Annotated in this window: 14 protein-coding genes and 2 tRNA genes; 9 read left to right on the forward strand and 7 right to left on the reverse strand. The window is 35.8% G+C overall.

Going from position 1 to position 16,909, the window contains the following annotated elements; genetic code table 11:
• Positions 1 to 26 precede the first annotated feature (26 nt).
• Together sodC and uvrA are read right to left on the reverse strand one after the other, a co-directional pair.
• Positions 27 to 587: a superoxide dismutase family protein gene (gene sodC, locus DYE19_RS07025; protein WP_049215281.1), complete on the reverse strand. Its 561-nt coding sequence runs from the start codon at positions 585 to 587 to the stop codon at positions 27 to 29.
• Between the two features lie 72 nt (positions 588 to 659).
• Entirely contained in the window at positions 660 to 3,491 is a 2,832-nt protein-coding gene (uvrA, locus tag DYE19_RS07030; protein ID WP_115323099.1) for an excinuclease ABC subunit UvrA, read from the reverse strand.
• 167 nt (positions 3,492 to 3,658) lie between these two features.
• Between uvrA and DYE19_RS07035 the strand changes: the two genes are divergently transcribed.
• The 6 genes from DYE19_RS07035 (at position 3,659) to DYE19_RS07060 (ending at position 8,502) form a co-directional block, all read left to right on the forward strand.
• Complete coding sequence (locus DYE19_RS07035) at positions 3,659 to 4,171, forward strand: single-stranded DNA-binding protein (RefSeq protein ID WP_115323100.1); 513 nt, start codon at positions 3,659 to 3,661, stop codon at positions 4,169 to 4,171.
• Between the two features lie 154 nt (positions 4,172 to 4,325).
• Complete coding sequence (locus DYE19_RS07040; RefSeq protein ID WP_115322249.1) at positions 4,326 to 4,496, forward strand: transposase; 171 nt, start codon at positions 4,326 to 4,328, stop codon at positions 4,494 to 4,496.
• A gap of 165 nt (positions 4,497 to 4,661) precedes the next feature.
• Complete coding sequence (locus DYE19_RS07045; RefSeq protein ID WP_115322250.1) at positions 4,662 to 5,594, forward strand: nucleotidyltransferase domain-containing protein; 933 nt, start codon at positions 4,662 to 4,664, stop codon at positions 5,592 to 5,594.
• 1 nt (position 5,595) lies between these two features.
• Positions 5,596 to 7,218, forward strand: a complete 1,623-nt coding sequence (locus DYE19_RS07050) for a ThiF family adenylyltransferase (RefSeq protein WP_115323101.1) — start codon at positions 5,596 to 5,598, stop codon at positions 7,216 to 7,218.
• On the forward strand, positions 7,218 to 7,685 hold the full coding sequence (locus DYE19_RS07055; RefSeq protein WP_115323102.1) for a M67 family metallopeptidase: 468 nt from the start codon (positions 7,218 to 7,220) through the stop codon (positions 7,683 to 7,685). The genes DYE19_RS07050 and DYE19_RS07055 overlap by 1 nt, the downstream gene beginning before the upstream one ends.
• Positions 7,672 to 8,502: a DUF6602 domain-containing protein gene (locus tag DYE19_RS07060; RefSeq protein WP_115323103.1), complete on the forward strand. Its 831-nt coding sequence runs from the start codon at positions 7,672 to 7,674 to the stop codon at positions 8,500 to 8,502. Before DYE19_RS07055 ends, DYE19_RS07060 begins: the two co-directional genes overlap by 14 nt.
• 740 nt (positions 8,503 to 9,242) lie before the next feature.
• Here the strand turns inward: DYE19_RS07060 and folD are convergent.
• Positions 9,243 to 10,091, reverse strand: a complete 849-nt coding sequence (gene folD / locus DYE19_RS07065) for a bifunctional methylenetetrahydrofolate dehydrogenase/methenyltetrahydrofolate cyclohydrolase FolD (protein ID WP_115323104.1) — start codon at positions 10,089 to 10,091, stop codon at positions 9,243 to 9,245.
• Between the two features lie 159 nt (positions 10,092 to 10,250).
• On the opposite strand from folD, the gene DYE19_RS07070 reads away from it, so the two are divergent.
• The 3 genes from DYE19_RS07070 to DYE19_RS07080 all read left to right on the forward strand — a co-directional run bounded on the left by DYE19_RS07070 (position 10,251) and on the right by DYE19_RS07080 (position 12,040).
• Positions 10,251 to 10,327, forward strand: a tRNA-Pro gene (locus DYE19_RS07070).
• Between the two features lie 35 nt (positions 10,328 to 10,362).
• A tRNA-Arg gene (locus DYE19_RS07075) sits at positions 10,363 to 10,439 on the forward strand.
• Positions 10,440 to 10,834: 395 nt separating this feature from the next.
• Positions 10,835 to 12,040, forward strand: coding sequence for a YadA family autotransporter adhesin (locus DYE19_RS07080; RefSeq protein WP_115323105.1), 1,206 nt, complete (start codon positions 10,835 to 10,837; stop codon positions 12,038 to 12,040).
• Between the two features lie 102 nt (positions 12,041 to 12,142).
• On the opposite strand, the gene tkt is transcribed toward DYE19_RS07080, so the two are convergent.
• Genes tkt through DYE19_RS07100 form a run of 4 tightly spaced genes read right to left on the reverse strand, consistent with a single transcriptional unit; the run spans position 12,143 to position 16,903 of the window.
• Positions 12,143 to 14,149 carry a transketolase gene (tkt, locus tag DYE19_RS07085; protein ID WP_115323106.1) on the reverse strand — a complete coding sequence of 669 codons (2,007 nt, stop codon included), beginning with the start codon at positions 14,147 to 14,149 and terminating at the stop codon, positions 12,143 to 12,145.
• Between the two features lie 33 nt (positions 14,150 to 14,182).
• Positions 14,183 to 15,136 (reverse strand): transaldolase, encoded by a 954-nt coding sequence (gene tal, locus DYE19_RS07090; RefSeq protein ID WP_049215362.1) that lies wholly within the window; start codon positions 15,134 to 15,136, stop codon positions 14,183 to 14,185.
• 34 nt (positions 15,137 to 15,170) lie between these two features.
• On the reverse strand, positions 15,171 to 16,220 hold the full coding sequence (gene tpiA / locus DYE19_RS07095) for a triose-phosphate isomerase (RefSeq protein ID WP_115323107.1): 1,050 nt from the start codon (positions 16,218 to 16,220) through the stop codon (positions 15,171 to 15,173).
• A gap of 11 nt (positions 16,221 to 16,231) precedes the next feature.
• The gene (locus tag DYE19_RS07100; protein WP_049215368.1) at positions 16,232 to 16,903 is read right to left on the reverse strand and encodes a cyclase family protein; all 672 of its coding nucleotides are present in this window, start codon (positions 16,901 to 16,903) and stop codon (positions 16,232 to 16,234) included.
• Positions 16,904 to 16,909: the final 6 nt, after the last annotated feature.

The raw sequence follows: 16,909 nt of genomic DNA on the forward strand, positions 1-16,909 counted from the left end.
AGGCTTTTGATTTATAAAAATTCAACTTAGTTGATAACACCACAAGCCATACGTGGACCACCACCGCCTAATGGCGCTGGGTGATCTGAGTGGTTATCTCCACCTGCATGAATCATTAATGAATGACCTTTAACTTCATCTAAATGTTTTAAACGAGGTGCCAATACTGGGTTTGTTGATGTACCATCTGCATTTACAGTCAACGCAGGTAAATCACCTAAATGAGCATCATCTGACCATGGGTAACCATGTTTACCTGTATTTTTTGGATCCCAGTGACCACCTGCGCCTAAACCTGCAACTAGCTTGCCATCTTTCTCTTTTGCTTCACAGCTTGGATTTTGATGAATGTGGAAACCATGTAAGCCAGCCGTTAAGCCTTTTAATTCTGGCGTAAATACTAAACCATAAGCTGACTCAGTAATCACAACTTTACCTACATCTTGGTTACCTTTAACAGGATCAAGTAGTTCAACTTTAACTTCTAACATCTTGCCATCATGCTTATGATCTGCTGCATGACTATGAGCAAATGCTGATGCAGCCACACCACATGAAAGCATAAGCGCTAATACTGTTTTTTTCATATCACTCTCCTAAATTGAGTATAAAACAATGCTAAATAGCCTTTTTATTCTAACGTAAAGCGACTTAATTTTTTAGCCTTTTTGTAAAATAGTTTTTAAGAATCGTGCAGTATGTGAGCCTTGTACCTCGGCAACCTGCTCTGGCGTACCTGTCGCGATGATCTGACCACCACCACTCCCGCCTTCTGGCCCTAAATCAATTATCCAGTCTGCTGTTTTAATTACGTCTAGATTATGTTCAATAACAACAATTGTATTCCCCTGATCACGCAAACGATGTAATACTGTTAATAGCTGTTTAATATCAGCAAAATGCAAACCTGTTGTTGGCTCATCAAGTACATACAATGTTTTTCCTGTATCGCGTTTTGATAATTCGGTCGCCAGTTTCACTCGTTGCGCTTCACCACCAGATAATGTCGTAGAAGATTGTCCCAAGCGAATATAAGATAATCCAACATCTATTAATGTTTGTAACTTGCGTGCAATTTGTGGAATAGCATCAAAAAACTCACGCGCCTCTTCAACCGTCATCTCTAATACTTGATGAATGGTTTTACCTTTATAACGAATCTCTAACGTTTCACGATTATAACGTTTACCTTTACATTGCTCACAAGGCACATAAACATCAGGCAAAAAGTGCATTTCTACTTTAATTACACCATCGCCCTGACAAGCTTCACAACGCCCACCACGCACATTAAAACTAAAACGTCCTGGGTTATATCCTCTTGCTCTCGCCTCTGGTACACCTGAAAATAGCTCACGAATTGGCGTAAATAACCCTGTATAAGTTGCAGGATTTGATCGTGGTGTACGCCCAATTGGACTTTGGTCAATATCAATTACTTTATCAAAAAATTCTAAACCAGAAATTGATTGATAAGGCGAATATTGTGTATTTTCAGCACGATTTAAAGCATTTTGCGCTAAAGGGAACAGGGTATCATTAATTAATGTCGATTTGCCTGAGCCCGATACTCCCGTCACACAAGTAAATAACCCTACAGGAATTTCTAAATTAACAGCTTTTAAGTTATTCCCTGTCGCACCATTTAATTTAAGCACTTTGTTCTTATCAAGTGCGGTTCGTTTTGGTGGAATTTCGATCTTCTCGATACCAGATAAAAATTTACCTGTGATCGAATTTGGATTTGCCATAATCGCTTTCGCTGGACCTTCTGCAACAACCTGACCACCATGTACGCCAGCACCAGGACCAATATCAATAATATGATCTGCTGCCATAATCGCGTCTTCATCATGTTCAACGACAATGACTGTGTTGCCTAAATTACGTAGGTGAGTCAATGTATTTAATAAGCGCTCATTATCACGTTGATGTAAACCAATCGAAGGCTCATCTAAGACGTACATTACCCCCACTAACCCTGCACCAATTTGACTGGCTAAACGAATACGTTGTGCTTCACCGCCTGACAATGTTTCTGCTGAACGAGAAAGAGAAAGATAGTCTAATCCAACATTCACCAAGAACTGCAAGCGCTCCTTAATTTCTTTTAAGATTTTTTCAGCAATTTGTGCGCGTTGCCCAGTTAAACTCATTTCATTGAAAAAACGTAATGTTTCCCCAATACTTTTTTCTGCTACATCTGGTAAATTTGTACTACCAATATACACATGACGGGCTTCTTGACGTAATCGAGAACCACTACAATCATGGCAAGGGCAAGTACTAATATTTTTAGCTAATTCCTCACGCACCGACATTGACTCTGTCTCTTTATAACGGCGTGACATATTATTCAAAATGCCCTCAAACGCATGGTGTCTGACTACAACATCACCACGATCATTCATATACTGAAATTCAATTTCCTCTTTACCAGATCCATGTAAAATAATATTTTTGATTTTTTTAGGAAGCTGCTCAAACGGCAGCTCAATATCAAAATCATAATGTTTTGCTAACGAAGTCAGCATTTGGTAATAATAAAAATTACGACGATCCCAGCCTTTTACGGCCCCACTCGCCAAAGAAATACTTGGATTTTGTACAATCCTATTTTCATCAAAATATTGTTGTACACCTAAACCATCACAAGTGGGACAGGCACCAGCAGGATTGTTAAAAGAAAATAAACGAGGCTCCAATTCAGGTACAGAATAACCACAGTGTGGGCAAGCAAAATTTGCTGAAAATACTAATTCCTCTGCATTATCATCATCCATTGAAGCCACTACAGCTGTACCACCAGATAATTCCAACGCCGTTTCAAAAGATTCTGCCAACCTTGTAGATAAATCAGCACGCACTTTAAAGCGATCTACCACGACCTCAATAGTATGTTTTTTATGTAATTCTAATTTAGGTGCATCGGATAAATCACAAATCTCACCATCGATTCGAGCACGAATATAGCCTTGTGACGCAATTTGCTCAAGCAACTTGATATGCTCACCTTTACGCTCTTTCACTACAGGTGCAAGCAGCATCATTCGACTGTCTTCTGGTAAACTCAACACATTATCAACCATTTGGCTAATCGTTTGTGCCGTTAACGCCACTTGATGTGTTGGACATCGTGGCTCACCAACTCTTGCAAATAACAAACGTAAATAATCATGGATTTCAGTGACTGTCCCTACAGTAGAGCGCGGATTATGAGAAGTAGATTTTTGCTCAATTGAAATAGCTGGAGACAGACCTTCAATGTGATCCACATCGGGCTTTTCCATTAAAGATAAAAATTGGCGCGCATAAGCAGAGAGTGACTCTACATAACGACGTTGTCCTTCCGCATATAAAGTATCAAATGCTAAAGAAGACTTTCCTGAGCCTGAAAGCCCTGTGATTACAATTAATTTATCACGTGGAATTGTTAAGTTTATATTTTTTAAATTATGGGTTCTCGCCCCACGTACTTCAATTTTATCCATAAATACAAAAAGCCATTAGAAAGTGTTCAAATTGCGATCATTATCGCACATTCTCAAATAACTGTGCAAATATCCAGTTAAACTTGTTTTAAGCATAGATTTTTTTGTGATTTTAGGGCAAAATAATAAGAATTTTCACCCCAATTCAAAATGAGAAAGAGGATTATATGGCTGGAGTAAATAAAGTAATCATTGTGGGCAATTTAGGAAATGATCCTGAAATTCGCACAATGCCAAATGGCGACGCCGTAGCGAATATTAGCGTTGCAACAAGCGAAAGCTGGATTGATAAAAATACTAACGAACGCCGTGAAATCACAGAATGGCATCGCATCGTATTCTATCGTCGTCAAGCTGAAGTGGCTGGAGAGTATTTACGTAAAGGCTCTAAAGTGTATGTAGAAGGGCGCTTAAGAACACGTAAATGGCAAGATCAAAATGGTCAAGATCGCTACACAACAGAGATTCAAGGCGATGTACTACAAATGCTAGACAGCCGCAATGATCGACCACAAGCAGGTGGTTACGCACCTCAAGCCTCTGCGCCACAATACAATTCGCCGACTAGTGGCAGCTATGGTAATAACTTTAGCTCACAATCTAACCGTCCACAACAGTCTGCACCACAAAGTGAGCCACCAATGGACATGGGCTTTGAAGAAGATAATATTCCATTCTGAATTCCATATAAATTAAAAATGTAAAATAAAATCTATATAAAGATGGAGAATCCTTTATTGATAAGGGTTCTCTTTTTTTACAGTAATGGTCTAACCAATTTCAACAAACCAAAGACTCTTTTTGATAAACTTTCTCAAAATGGATAATTGCAAAATGGGTAAATTGTTTACCCCTGAATATAAAAAGCAATGTGTTGAAATGGTATTAGATGGAAAACACAGTGTTACCCAAGTGTGTAAAATGATGCGAGTTAGCCAATCAGCCTTGAATAGTTGGCGACGACAAATTTATTATTTGACTATCTTAACCCAAATCGAGTTTTAGTCGTTATCTAGCACAGCACCTTATATTTTAATCAGAAGCATCTTTACTATCTGTTAAGGCTTGAAATCCTGTAGCATGACTCAATATAGTAAAAGCAAAACGATTTTGGGCTTATTAAAACCCAAAATAATCTATTATGTACTGAAAATTTTATGGAGATTAACTATGGCTAACTATAAAAGTGATTACTTGAACTCTGTGCTAGAAAGTTACAGGATGAAACATATTGAAGAGTTGATTAACACATATCGCACCAAACGAGATGAGATTAAGCAATTTTTAAATGAACAATATGGTAGTAAAATTTATGAGCCATTTAATTCTGGCTCGTATAAAAAACATACCGCCATCAATACCAAATTTGATTTGGATTTGGTTGTACCATTTAAACGCAATGTTTTTTCAACATTAGAAGACATGTTTGAAGATGTTTTTGAAAAATTAACTGAAAAATATCAGCATGAAACGACCATTAAAAAACAAGGTGTTTCGATTGGTTTGACTTTTGATGAAGAAGATGAAATTAATATTGATGTTGTCCCTGCAAGAGAGACAAGTCAAGATTCATTTCCAGTAGAAAAAAACTTAAATTTACATAAAACACAAAGTGATGGATATCTTAAAACCAATATTCATGCTCAAATTGAACACATTAAAGCCAAAGAAAATGAAAGAAAAGTTATTCGCTTGCTAAAAATATGGAAAGCTTGTCATCAATATAAATACAAGTCTTTTTTTATTGAACTATTGGTAATTAAGGCTTATGAAAAATCATCTCCACAGGGTAACTTATGGGAACAATTTAAAACTGTTCTAAATTATATTATTGATAATATTCAAAGCGAAAATTTTACACTCAAAGACCCTGGCAACAGCAATAACGATTTGGCATTATCGCTAGATGATATTGAGAAAAATATGTTGGTTTTCAGATTAAAATCTATGTTGGAACAAATTGAATCAAATGAGAAGCAAATAGAGTTTTATCTCCCATTAAATGAAAAATTTGCCGAAGATAATAAAGATGAGAATAAGGCTTATGGTCTTAAAAGTTCAGTTTTAATTTCAACACCGCCAGTTTCACAAAGATTTGGTTGATATGAAATTTTCGCAAATTGAATTAGAGCAAGCTATTCAATCCATTCCATACATTCAAAATTTATCTGCCCTTCACTTTTCACAAGAGCAGGTAAGTTTTGACATTACTTTTGATTTTGAAGAATTAGATAAACCTATTGATTTTAATATTATCATTGATCAAGCCTACCCATTAAAAATCAGTGATAGTGAGTCCATTGGCTTTTATCTAAAAGATGATGAGTATAAACAATTTAGCCATGTAATGTTGAACAATGCAATTTGTTTTCATAATCAACATTGCATTACTTTTCACAAAAAATTACAGCAGGATTTTCAAGCGATTAAACAATGGATTGTTAAATATGTTATTAACCAAGAAAAAGATGAGCATTATGAACATCTAATCACAGAAAATTGTACTTATAAAGAGACATATTTTTCTTTTCAATTTACAGATGTTGATGAATCATTTTCTCAAAATGAGATTGGTATTGTTACCAACACTTTCTTAACAAAATCAAAATATAAAGATAAGGATATGTACCATTATTTAGTGCAATCTTTTACGCATAATATTACCCAAAGAAATTGCCAATGGTCATCGTTTTACTCAAACAAGGAAAATGATTTATCAGGGATTTATGTCTTTATTGGTAAAAGACCATCAAATTATGATAGATTTTCATTTTCAAATTGGCAAGAATTTAAATCCTTATTTAACCAAGAAATGTTAAGTGAGATTTGGAAAATTACTTTTTCTATTCAACAAAAATATATACCTATTTTTATTGGATATAATACAAAAAATCAAAACATCCACTGGCAAGTTGCGATGATTGATTTGAAAGACCAATTTTTCAAAAATACGCAAGGAATATATGAACTTTGCGATAAGAAAATAAACTGGGTTATTTCAAAAAATTCATCCTATCATTATTTTTTCGGACGAGGTGCGTTTCATCCAAATCTAACCGATAAAAAAGTGCTTATTATTGGGCTAGGAGCGATTGGAAGTCAAGTTGCTAAGACACTTGTGCGTGGTGGTTGTAAGAATATTACCATTGCTGATTATGATGTTAAAGAACCAGAGAATATTTGCCGTTCAGAATATAACTTTCTTCCGCCTTATACCAATAAAACAGATGAATTAGCAGGTATTTTATGGAGTGTATCTCCTTTTGTTGAGTTGAGTTCTATTCGTCATTTGGCAACAGAATATATTAAATTTGATCTTCCATCAGTATATCTTAATTTTTTATCAGAGCAATTTTCAGAATTTGATTATATTTTTGATTGTTCTACCGATGATGATTTAATGTATCTTACAGGCAAGTTAAATTTAACCAGCACTATATTGAATTTATCTATAACAAATCACGCAAAAGCATTGGTATGTGGTGTTTCACCCAATCATTACCGCTTTGTTAGACATCAGTTTGATAATATTTTAGAGAATGATACTTTGGATTTATATAATCCTATTGGCTGTTGGAATCCAACTTTTAAAGCATCGTATAATGATATTGCCATTATGGTTCAACTATCATTAAAAACAATTAACTTAATGATTCAAAAGAATAATTATCAAAATTTTACTATTCAATATGATGATAATCTCAATTTAAAGGTTGAGAGGTTTTAATGATTATAAAAAAATATAAAAATCTTCAACTATGTATTGAATGCCCACTTATTAAACTGATGACGAAGACCGCAATTCATCATTATCCAAATGAATATGGTGGATTTTTGTTGGGTTATTATTCTGATGATTTTACCAAATTGTATATTAAAGATTTTTTATTGGTTGATAAATACGCCAGCTCACCAGTAGAATTTAGGCGTGAATTAAATGTAAAAATTCATGATTTTGAAAAGATATTTCAAGAAACTGGTTTATATTATATAGGTGAATGGCATAGTCATCCAAATGCATCAGCGTGGTATAGTTTAACGGATTTGCAAGCAATGAATAATATTGCTTCTTGTAATACAGTTCAGCTGAATAATCCTGTTTTGCTTATTTTAAGTATTTCTAACAATAAATTGTTGGATTTTAATTTCTTTATTTTTGATAAAGGTAGGTTAATTGTTTATGAATCATGTTGATTTATCAGCCTTGTTTCGTGGTATGCAAGGGCAAATGCAAAGCCAATTAAGTACCAATCGTGAATTTATTCATCATCCAGGTTCAAAAGGCGATGCCTTAGAAAATGCTTGGATTGAATGGTTGCAAAATTATTTACCAAATCGTTATAGTGTAGATAAAGCAATTGTGATTGATTACCACGGAAATACTAGTGACCAAATTGATATTGTTATTTATGATAATTGGTTTACACCATTTATTTTTAATCAAAATGGCTTTAAATACATTCCAGCCGAAGGCGTTTATGCTGTTTTTGAAGTCAAACCTGATATTCAGGGAAATGTAGGTGATATTAATTACATTAAGTACGCAGGTCAAAAAATTGCCAGTGTCAGAAAATTAGACCGCACATCAACATCTATGATTAATTCTGGGCAAAAACTACCTGCTCGCCCATTAACAAAGATTATTGGTGGGATTTTAACCACAACCAATTCTTTTACACATACTAACAATGATACCATTGAAAAGCATATCAAATCTTTAACTGATTTAGAGGGGATTGATTTGGGTTGTATTGTGGATTATGGTAGCTTCTTTGTGCAATATCAAGGGGAAGAAGATACCAATGAGAGAATAGATTTTAGCAAACGCATTCATGATTATTATCATAATCGAACTTTTCAATCATTAGTATTTAGTCAGCCTGAAAATTCATTAATCACTTTCTTTATGCAATTAACCCGTTATTTACAACAAGCAATCGGGACGGTGCCTGCTATTGATTTACAGGCATATATGAATACAATTCGGGAAAGAATTGATAGTGAGATTTAAGTGAAATTCTTGATTATTACCACTCTTTTATCTTATGAAATAATTATTCTGAATAATAGAACACTGTTTCCAAAGTCTGACAACGGTGTTTTTCTTACAAATAAAGAGATTACCCCTTCAATCTTTGTATATCAATTAGAAAGTGATATTTTACATCAGATTTTTGCGTTTCTTTATGTGGGGATTCTGGCATATCAAGCATTTCTATATCTTCCACGATATTATTCTCAATAGAAAATTCATAATTTTTGTGTTTTGGTCATTCGATCAATCATAATGTAGCAATCTTATGGTTGCCCATAATCAGGTGTAGTGTTAATGGTGTAAGCAACTATGAGCAATAAGTATAAAAACGGTATAATCAAACTCAATGACTCTATGACCAAATATTGTCTGCTTGGTATCTCATAGCAAGTACATTGTGTAAAAATAAAATCTGAAATCTAGCCTTTTTATTCTTTATTTTTACGTGTTCACACTTCAATTTTGACAAGTTAATATTTAATTGATTGATTTCAAATTGTTTTATAATTTACATTTCCAAATGATATAGAAACAACCGTTTTAAAACCTATACCTTTAAAACTGATAACATTCAATGATAAAAATACGCTATTGATGAAATAGCGTTTTTTTTATTATCGAAGATATTCTACAAGTTTACATATTCAGCATAATAGTAAATCTACTTCAAAAAAATGCGGTCAAAATCGACCGCACTTTTTTGTACTATTTGCTGATTATATCTGCTTTTCATAGGCAGTTAATGTATTAAACATCAACATTGCTACTGTCATTGGTCCAACACCGCCTGGAACAGGCGTAATATAGCTGGCTTTTTTTGCTGCTACAGCGTATTCCACATCACCAACGAGTTTGCCATCAAGACGATTAATGCCAACATCAATAACCACAGCACCTTCTTTGACCCAGTCTCCATTAATAAACTGTGGTTTGCCTACTGCTACAACCAAAATATCGGCTTGACGCACATGTGCTTCTAGATCTTTAGTAAAACGATGTGTCACTGTCACGGTACAACCCGCTAACAATAACTCTAATGCCATTGGTCTCCCTACAATATTTGAAGCTCCAACTATCACAGCATGCTGCCCATATAAATTAATACCCGAGGTTTCAAGCAATTTCATCACGCCATAAGGGGTACAGGCTCGTAATGTAGGAATACGCTGACATAAACGCCCGACATTATAAGGATGAAAGCCATCAACATCCTTTTCTGGTGTGATTCTCTCAATCACTTTTGTACTATCAATATGTTTTGGTAAAGGTAACTGTACCAAAATACCATCAATTTCAACATCTTGATTAAGCTGGTCAATTAAAGTTAATAATTCATTTTCCGAAGTATTTTCAGACAAGTCATAAGATTTAGAATGAATCCCAATTTCTGCGCAACTTTTACGTTTACTACCGACATAGACTTGTGAGGCTGGATCTGTTCCAACAAGGATTACCGCTAACCCAGGTGCACGTTTTCCCTGTTGTACATATTGTTTTATTTTTTGCGCTACTTCTGACTTAATTTTAGTTGACAATTCTGTACCAGAAATCACTTGTGCAGTCATTCGTTTTGTCCTTTGATTGAGTGAAAGAAAACGTTTGCTATTTTGTCAGAAAAATAGCTCAAATGTAAGTGAAATTGAGATTAATTTGTACGATTGAATGAAAAATAGAAAAAATTAATTGACTGTAATTAAAAGGAAACTATAATGCTACACATTAATCGGCGAGTAGCGCAGCTTGGTAGCGCAACTGGTTTGGGACCAGTGGGTCGTAGGTTCAAATCCTATCTCGCCGACCACTTTCCTTTGTTTGAAAAAAATGTCCATTTGAAATGCGCCCTTAGCTCAGCTGGATAGAGCAACGGCCTTCTAAGCCGTAGGTCATTGGTTCGAATCCAATAGGGCGTGCCATATATCTATATTTTTCTTCAATAACTATCATATGTTCAATTAAATTCTTATTCCTTTTCAAAATAAAGCTATTATCAGAACTATAAACTGGTCTATCCTCTTTCGCCAAATAAAAAAAATAAATAAATATTTTTTCTATCTAAGTCAAATATTTCTTAAAAAAAATTCATAAAAATTAATCTTTAATTATATAAAATTCAAAAAATAAGAAAGCCACACGAAAAAAAATTAAAGTAAATAAGTGTAAATAAATGTTTGCATTATGTATACAAATGTATACCTTTGAATACCAAATTAAATTAATTTGTATATAATGAACCCGTTTTTTGCTTAATGCATAAACAAATTTACATATAATTAATCTAATTTACTCTTTTTTTAATTAAGGACATCTTATGCTCAAAAAACATAACATTTTTACTCTAAGTATTCTGACTCTTATTGCTTCAACTGGCTACTCTGCACCTGATAGTAATGGAAATATTAAAGAGGGTAACAATGCAGGTACAAGCGTATCAGGGAAAAATAATATAGCTATTTCCACAAATGCAGGTACAAATGTAACTGGAAATACCAATGTGGCTATTTCTGGTGACGCTGGTAGACATGTCAAAGGCAATAACAATATTGCAATAGCATACAAAGCTGGTAACAACGTAACTGGAAATAACAATACTGCAATTGGACGAGCAGCTGGCTCTGAAGTAAGTGGCTCATTTAATCTTGCTCATGGGTATGGCACAGGGCAAAAAGTAAATGGCTCTTCCAATATTAGTTCAGGCACATACACTGGAGTTAATACAACTGGTAATGCTAATATTGCTAACGGCGCATATTCTGGGCAAAATGTTGAAGGAAATGGAAATATTGCTACAGGAAATGCTGCTGGTGTTGGTATAAAAGGTAATAGCAATATTGCTATTGGGAATGGCGCTGGTACGGCTACCGATGTAGAATATTTAATGAATCATAAACCGAAATCAGATCTTACTAAAAATACAATCAACGGTCCAAAACGTCCTGTAAACAACTCTGTAAGCTTGGGTACTAAAGCAATTTCAATTGAAGATGATGCTGTTGCATTAGGTAGTAACTCTAGAGCAGATATAGAAAAAGGCAAGACTGGATTTTTAGCAAACTCTGCAGATAAGACAGATGCAACTTGGACATCAACGCATGCGGGTATTTCTGTTGGTAATGAGGGCAATGACACCACACCAAGAGTTACACGTCAAATACATAACCTTGCAGCAGGGACAAAAGACACAGATGCAGTTAACGTAGCTCAACTTCGTAAAGTACATGAACAAGTTGCGGATCTCAGAATTGATTTTCAGCATATTGAAAATAAACTTAACCGCATGAACTCTGACTTGAAAGCAGGGATTGCTGGAGCAACAGCAATGGCAAACTTACCACAAGCTTTCCGCAATGGTCAGTCGATGGTTTCAGTTGCAGTAGGCTCCTACAGAGGTCAATCAGCAGCTGCATTTGGCATCAGTCGCATGGCAGACAATTCACCAATTGTATTTAAGGCATCAGGTAGTGCAAATACACAAGGTCATTTCAATGTTGGCGCTGGTATTGGCTGGGGCTGGTAGACTTATAATATAAAATATGGCTTCTATTGTGATAAAACAATAGAAGCCTCTTCTTATATCAAATGTTTTCTTTATTACTAGAAAAGCAGATTAAACAAGAAATTACAAAATCTCTTTTGCTTTAGCGACAACATTTTCAACAGTAAAACCAAAGAGCTTAAACAATTGGTCAGCAGGAGCAGATTCACCAAAACTATTCATCCCCACAACACGACCTTCAAAGCCTACATATTTATACCAGAAGTCCGAAATCCCCGCTTCAATCGCTACACGTTTCGTCACATTACTTGGTAATACGCTCTCACGATACGCCGCATCTTGTTTATCAAACACATTAGTACTTGGCATCGAGACCACACGGACTTTCACCCCTTCCGCATCTAATACCTCAGCCGCCTTCATCGCAAGCTCTACTTCCGAACCTGTCGCAATAAGAATTAAATCAGGACAGCTTTGTTTTTCACAGCAGTGACGTAACACATAACCACCACGGGTAATATTGGCTAATTGCTCTGCATTACGCGTCATTTGAGCAAGATTTTGACGAGTAAAGATAAGTGCACTCGGTCCCTCTTTACGTTCAACCGCCGCTTTCCATGCCACCGCAGATTCCACTTGGTCACAAGGACGCCATGTCTCAAGGTTTGGAATTAAACGTAATGTAGTGGTTTGTTCAACTGGTTGATGGGTTGGTCCATCTTCACCTAAACCAATTGAATCATGCGTATACACAAATAATGAACGTTGTTTCATTAATGCCGCCATACGCACCGCATTGTGTGCATACTCCATAAACATTAAGAAAGTCGCGCCATAAGGAATAAAACCACCATGTAAAGCAATGCCGTTCATAATGGCCGACATACCAAATTCACGTACACCATAGTTAATATAGTTACCATCTGCATTTTCAACTGCACGAATTGGTTTTGAGCCAGACCATAAGGTTAAGTTAGAGCTGGCTAAGTCCGCTGAGCCACCTAAAAACTCAGGTAATAATTTTGCATAAGCTTCAATGGCATTTTGTGAGGCTTTACGGCTAGCAATATTGGCTGGATTAGCTTGGAGTTGTTCAATAAATGCTTGTGATTCTGCGGCCCAATTTGCAGGCAATTCAGCATTAACACGACGTGTAAACTCAGCCGCTAATTCAGGATAAGCTTTTTCATAAGCCGCAAATTTTTCTTCCCAAGCTTTCTGTGCAACATTCCCTTTGTCTTTAGCATCCCACTGCGCATAAATATCAGCTGGGATATCAAACGGTGCATGTGACCAATTTAATGCCTGACGAGTTAAAGCAATTTCTTCATCACCTAATGGTGCACCATGACTGTCATGTGAGTTTGCTTTATTTGGTGAACCAAAACCAATAATCGTTTTACAAATAATTAAAGTCGGTTTGTCTTTTTCTGCTTGTGCTTGTTTTACTGCATCAATGATTTGTGCTGAATTATGCCCATCAATTGCAGGAATCACATGCCAACCATAAGCTTCAAAACGTTTTTGTGTATCATCTGTGAACCAGCCATCAACATGACCATCAATGGAGATATTATTATCATCATAAAAGGCAATTAATTTACCTAAGCCCAATGTACCCGCTAGAGAGCACGCCTCATGGGAAATCCCTTCCATTAAGCAACCATCACCCAAGAAGACATAAGTATAATGGTCAACAATCTCATGACCTGGACGGTTAAATTGGTGAGCAAGGGTTTTTTCAGCCAGAGCAAAACCTACGGCATTAGTGATACCTTGCCCTAACGGTCCTGTCGTAGTTTCAACGCCAGGGGCATAGCCGTATTCTGGGTGACCTGGTGTTTTAGAATGTAATTGACGGAATTGTTTTAGGTCATCGATAGACAAGTCATAGCCTGTTAAATGCAAAAGACTATAAATCAACATAGAGCCATGCCCATTGGACAGAATGAATCGGTCACGGTCAACCCAGCTTGGGTTAGTTGGATTATGTTTTAAAAAATCACGCCATAATACTTCTGCAATATCTGCCATCCCCATCGGGGCACCTGGGTGACCTGATTTTGCTTTTTGGACCGCATCCATGCTCAGAAAACGGATTGCATTTGCCAGTTCTTTACGTGTTGCCATTCTTTATCCTCTCCCTTTTCTACCTTCATTAAGTTAAAATTTTGCCAATAACATCGCTTCTAATTTTTCTTGGTCAGCTGCAAACTTACGAATACCTTCCGCCAGTTTTTCCACCGCCATTGCATCACTATTATGCTGCCAATAAAACTCCGCTTCTGTTAATGGCTCTGGCTTCGCCTTCACTTCTCCCGTATAACTTAATTTACGCTCAAGAGTACTCGTGTTTTCTTGTAATTCTTTTAACAGCGCTGGCGCAATCGTTAAACGGTCACAACCCGCTAATTCGGTAATCTCACCTACATTACGGAAACTCGCACCCATCACAATCGTGCTATAACCATGTTGCTTGTAGTAGTTGTAGATTTTCGTCACCGAAATTACACCTGGGTCTTCCGCTGGTGCATACTCTTTCTTATCACTATTAGCTTTATACCAGTCTAAAATACGACCCACAAATGGCGAAATTAAATAAACACCTGCTTCAGCACAAGCTCGTGCCTGCGCCTCTGAGAATAACAGCGTTAAATTACAGTTAATCCCTTGTTTTTCCAACACCTCCGCTGCACGAATACCTTGCCATGTTGAGGCGATTTTAATCAAAATACGTTCATTGCCAATCCCTGCTTCGTTGTAAAGTGCGATTAATTTTTTCGCCTTTTCAATCGTCGCTTCAGTATCATAAGAAAGGCGTGCGTCTACCTCTGTTGAGATACGTCCTGGAACGATTTTTAAAATTTCTAAACCGATGTTTACCGCTAATTTATCTTCAGCATCGATTAACTGCTGTTTTGAGCAATCACTTTTTGCTTTCGCATAGGCAATCGCATCATCAATTAATGAGGCATATTGTGGTAGTGCTGATGCACTTAAAATTAAAGAAGGGTTTGTTGTCGCATCTTCTGGTTGGTATTTTTTAATCGCCTCAATGTCACCAGTATCAGCAACAACAACTGTCATGTTACGGAGAGAGTCAAGTTGTGTAGTCATAATTTTCTCCTCATTCTACAAACATAAATTAAATTTAAAGTAATCTTTTCATTTCGCAATACACGCCTTCTACTGCTTTAGGTCCAACAATAATTTGGTATTGATTAGCGATAGAAAATAATCCATTTACTCCAGTTATTTTTTCAATAGCAGGCTTATTTATATGGCTTTCATTATTAATAATGACACGTATACGGCTCGCACAATGACTTAATGCACTAATATTTTGAATACCACCAAGTTGTTTAATTAATTGGCGGGCGACATCAGTAAACTCGTTCTCAACATTTTTAGTTGATAATGTGTTTAATGCATTCTTCATTAATAAGTGGAAGTTTTTTGCTTCCCAAGCACTGCGTCCTACAAATAGCCCATCAATATTAGACTGTAAAATCAATTCATTAGCGTTCTCTAAGTTAACACTCCCACCATATAAAACAGGTATTTTTTTACTTGCATCACCAAATAACTCAAACAAACATTCTTTAATTACGCCATGTTTTTCATTTGCATAGTCTGATGTTGCAGGGATCCCATTTTCTCCTATTGCCCAAACTGGCTCATAAGCAATCCATAAATTTTCTATAGCATCATTCGCTACAGATTGTAGACCGACTTTTAGTTGTACTCTCAACGCTTCATCAGCAGTATTAGTATTTTTTTGTGTGAGTGTTTCACCAATACACAATAATGTTTTAAAACCATGTTTTAAAGCTGACACAACTTTTTCATTTTCATCTTGATCACTTTCTTTAAAAATATGACGTCGCTCAGAATGTCCAATCATCACTAATTGCACACCTAACTCTTTTAACATTACTGGAGAAATTTCACCTGTGAACTGTCCTCTGTCATGCGGATTCATATTTTGTGCACCAATCGTAATCCCATGCTGACTAGAACTATTAGTGACAGTCGTAATAGCATCTTTTAATGCGATGTAAGATGGAATAACGAATAATTCAATATCATATTCTGAAGGAAGTTGTTGCCTCACTTGAGATAATTCTGATAGATAGTCAATCGTATCGTTATTCCCTTTATACATTTTTAAATTAGTACCAAAATAAACTTTTTTAGACATCATCTTACCCCTTAAATATTTTTGACTAGCACTCGGCAAGGCGCGCCATCTGCATTTTCAATTGCAATTGGCAACATTAATCCCTCTACGCGAGAGCTTGTAATTTTGTCTGTATTACAAATATATTCAACCAATGTCACTCCTTTTAATAACAAATGTTGATGAGTGACATGTTTTGACAGAGGTTTTTCTATCGTATTATTCAGCCATGATCGGATAGGATAATCCTGAGGAAAGTCAAAAGTAACTAATTTTAAGTTTTTCTCAGATAAATACTTTGCGCCATCTTCTGTAATATAAGGCGATTTTCCCCAGAAATCAGTTGTATTATAATGATAATGAGTATCCCAGCATGTTTTAAAAATAATCCGTTCTACATCCCCTTCTGGCCAAATTGATGCTAATACTTCAGCAGTAATTGCAAAATTATCTTGAATCTCTTTGGATAAATCTAAAACATGAAATAACCCGATATATACATCAGGTGAAATATCTAAAATATTGTAAGCATTTTTTTGAATATGGCTCAATGCATCCATATGAGTGAAAGCATGACAAGAAACATGTAACTGCGTTGCTTCAAATAAATCACCCGCATCAAAGCTACCTTTTTTCTCAATATGAGTTTGCCAACGAACATGATCTCGACAAATTGGCATTGACAAATCTATCCAATTACTCATCGTTTA

Origin of the sequence: Pasteurella canis (genome assembly GCF_900454865.1) — a bacterium.
Classification (GTDB): Bacteria; Pseudomonadota; Gammaproteobacteria; order Enterobacterales; family Pasteurellaceae; genus Pasteurella; species Pasteurella canis.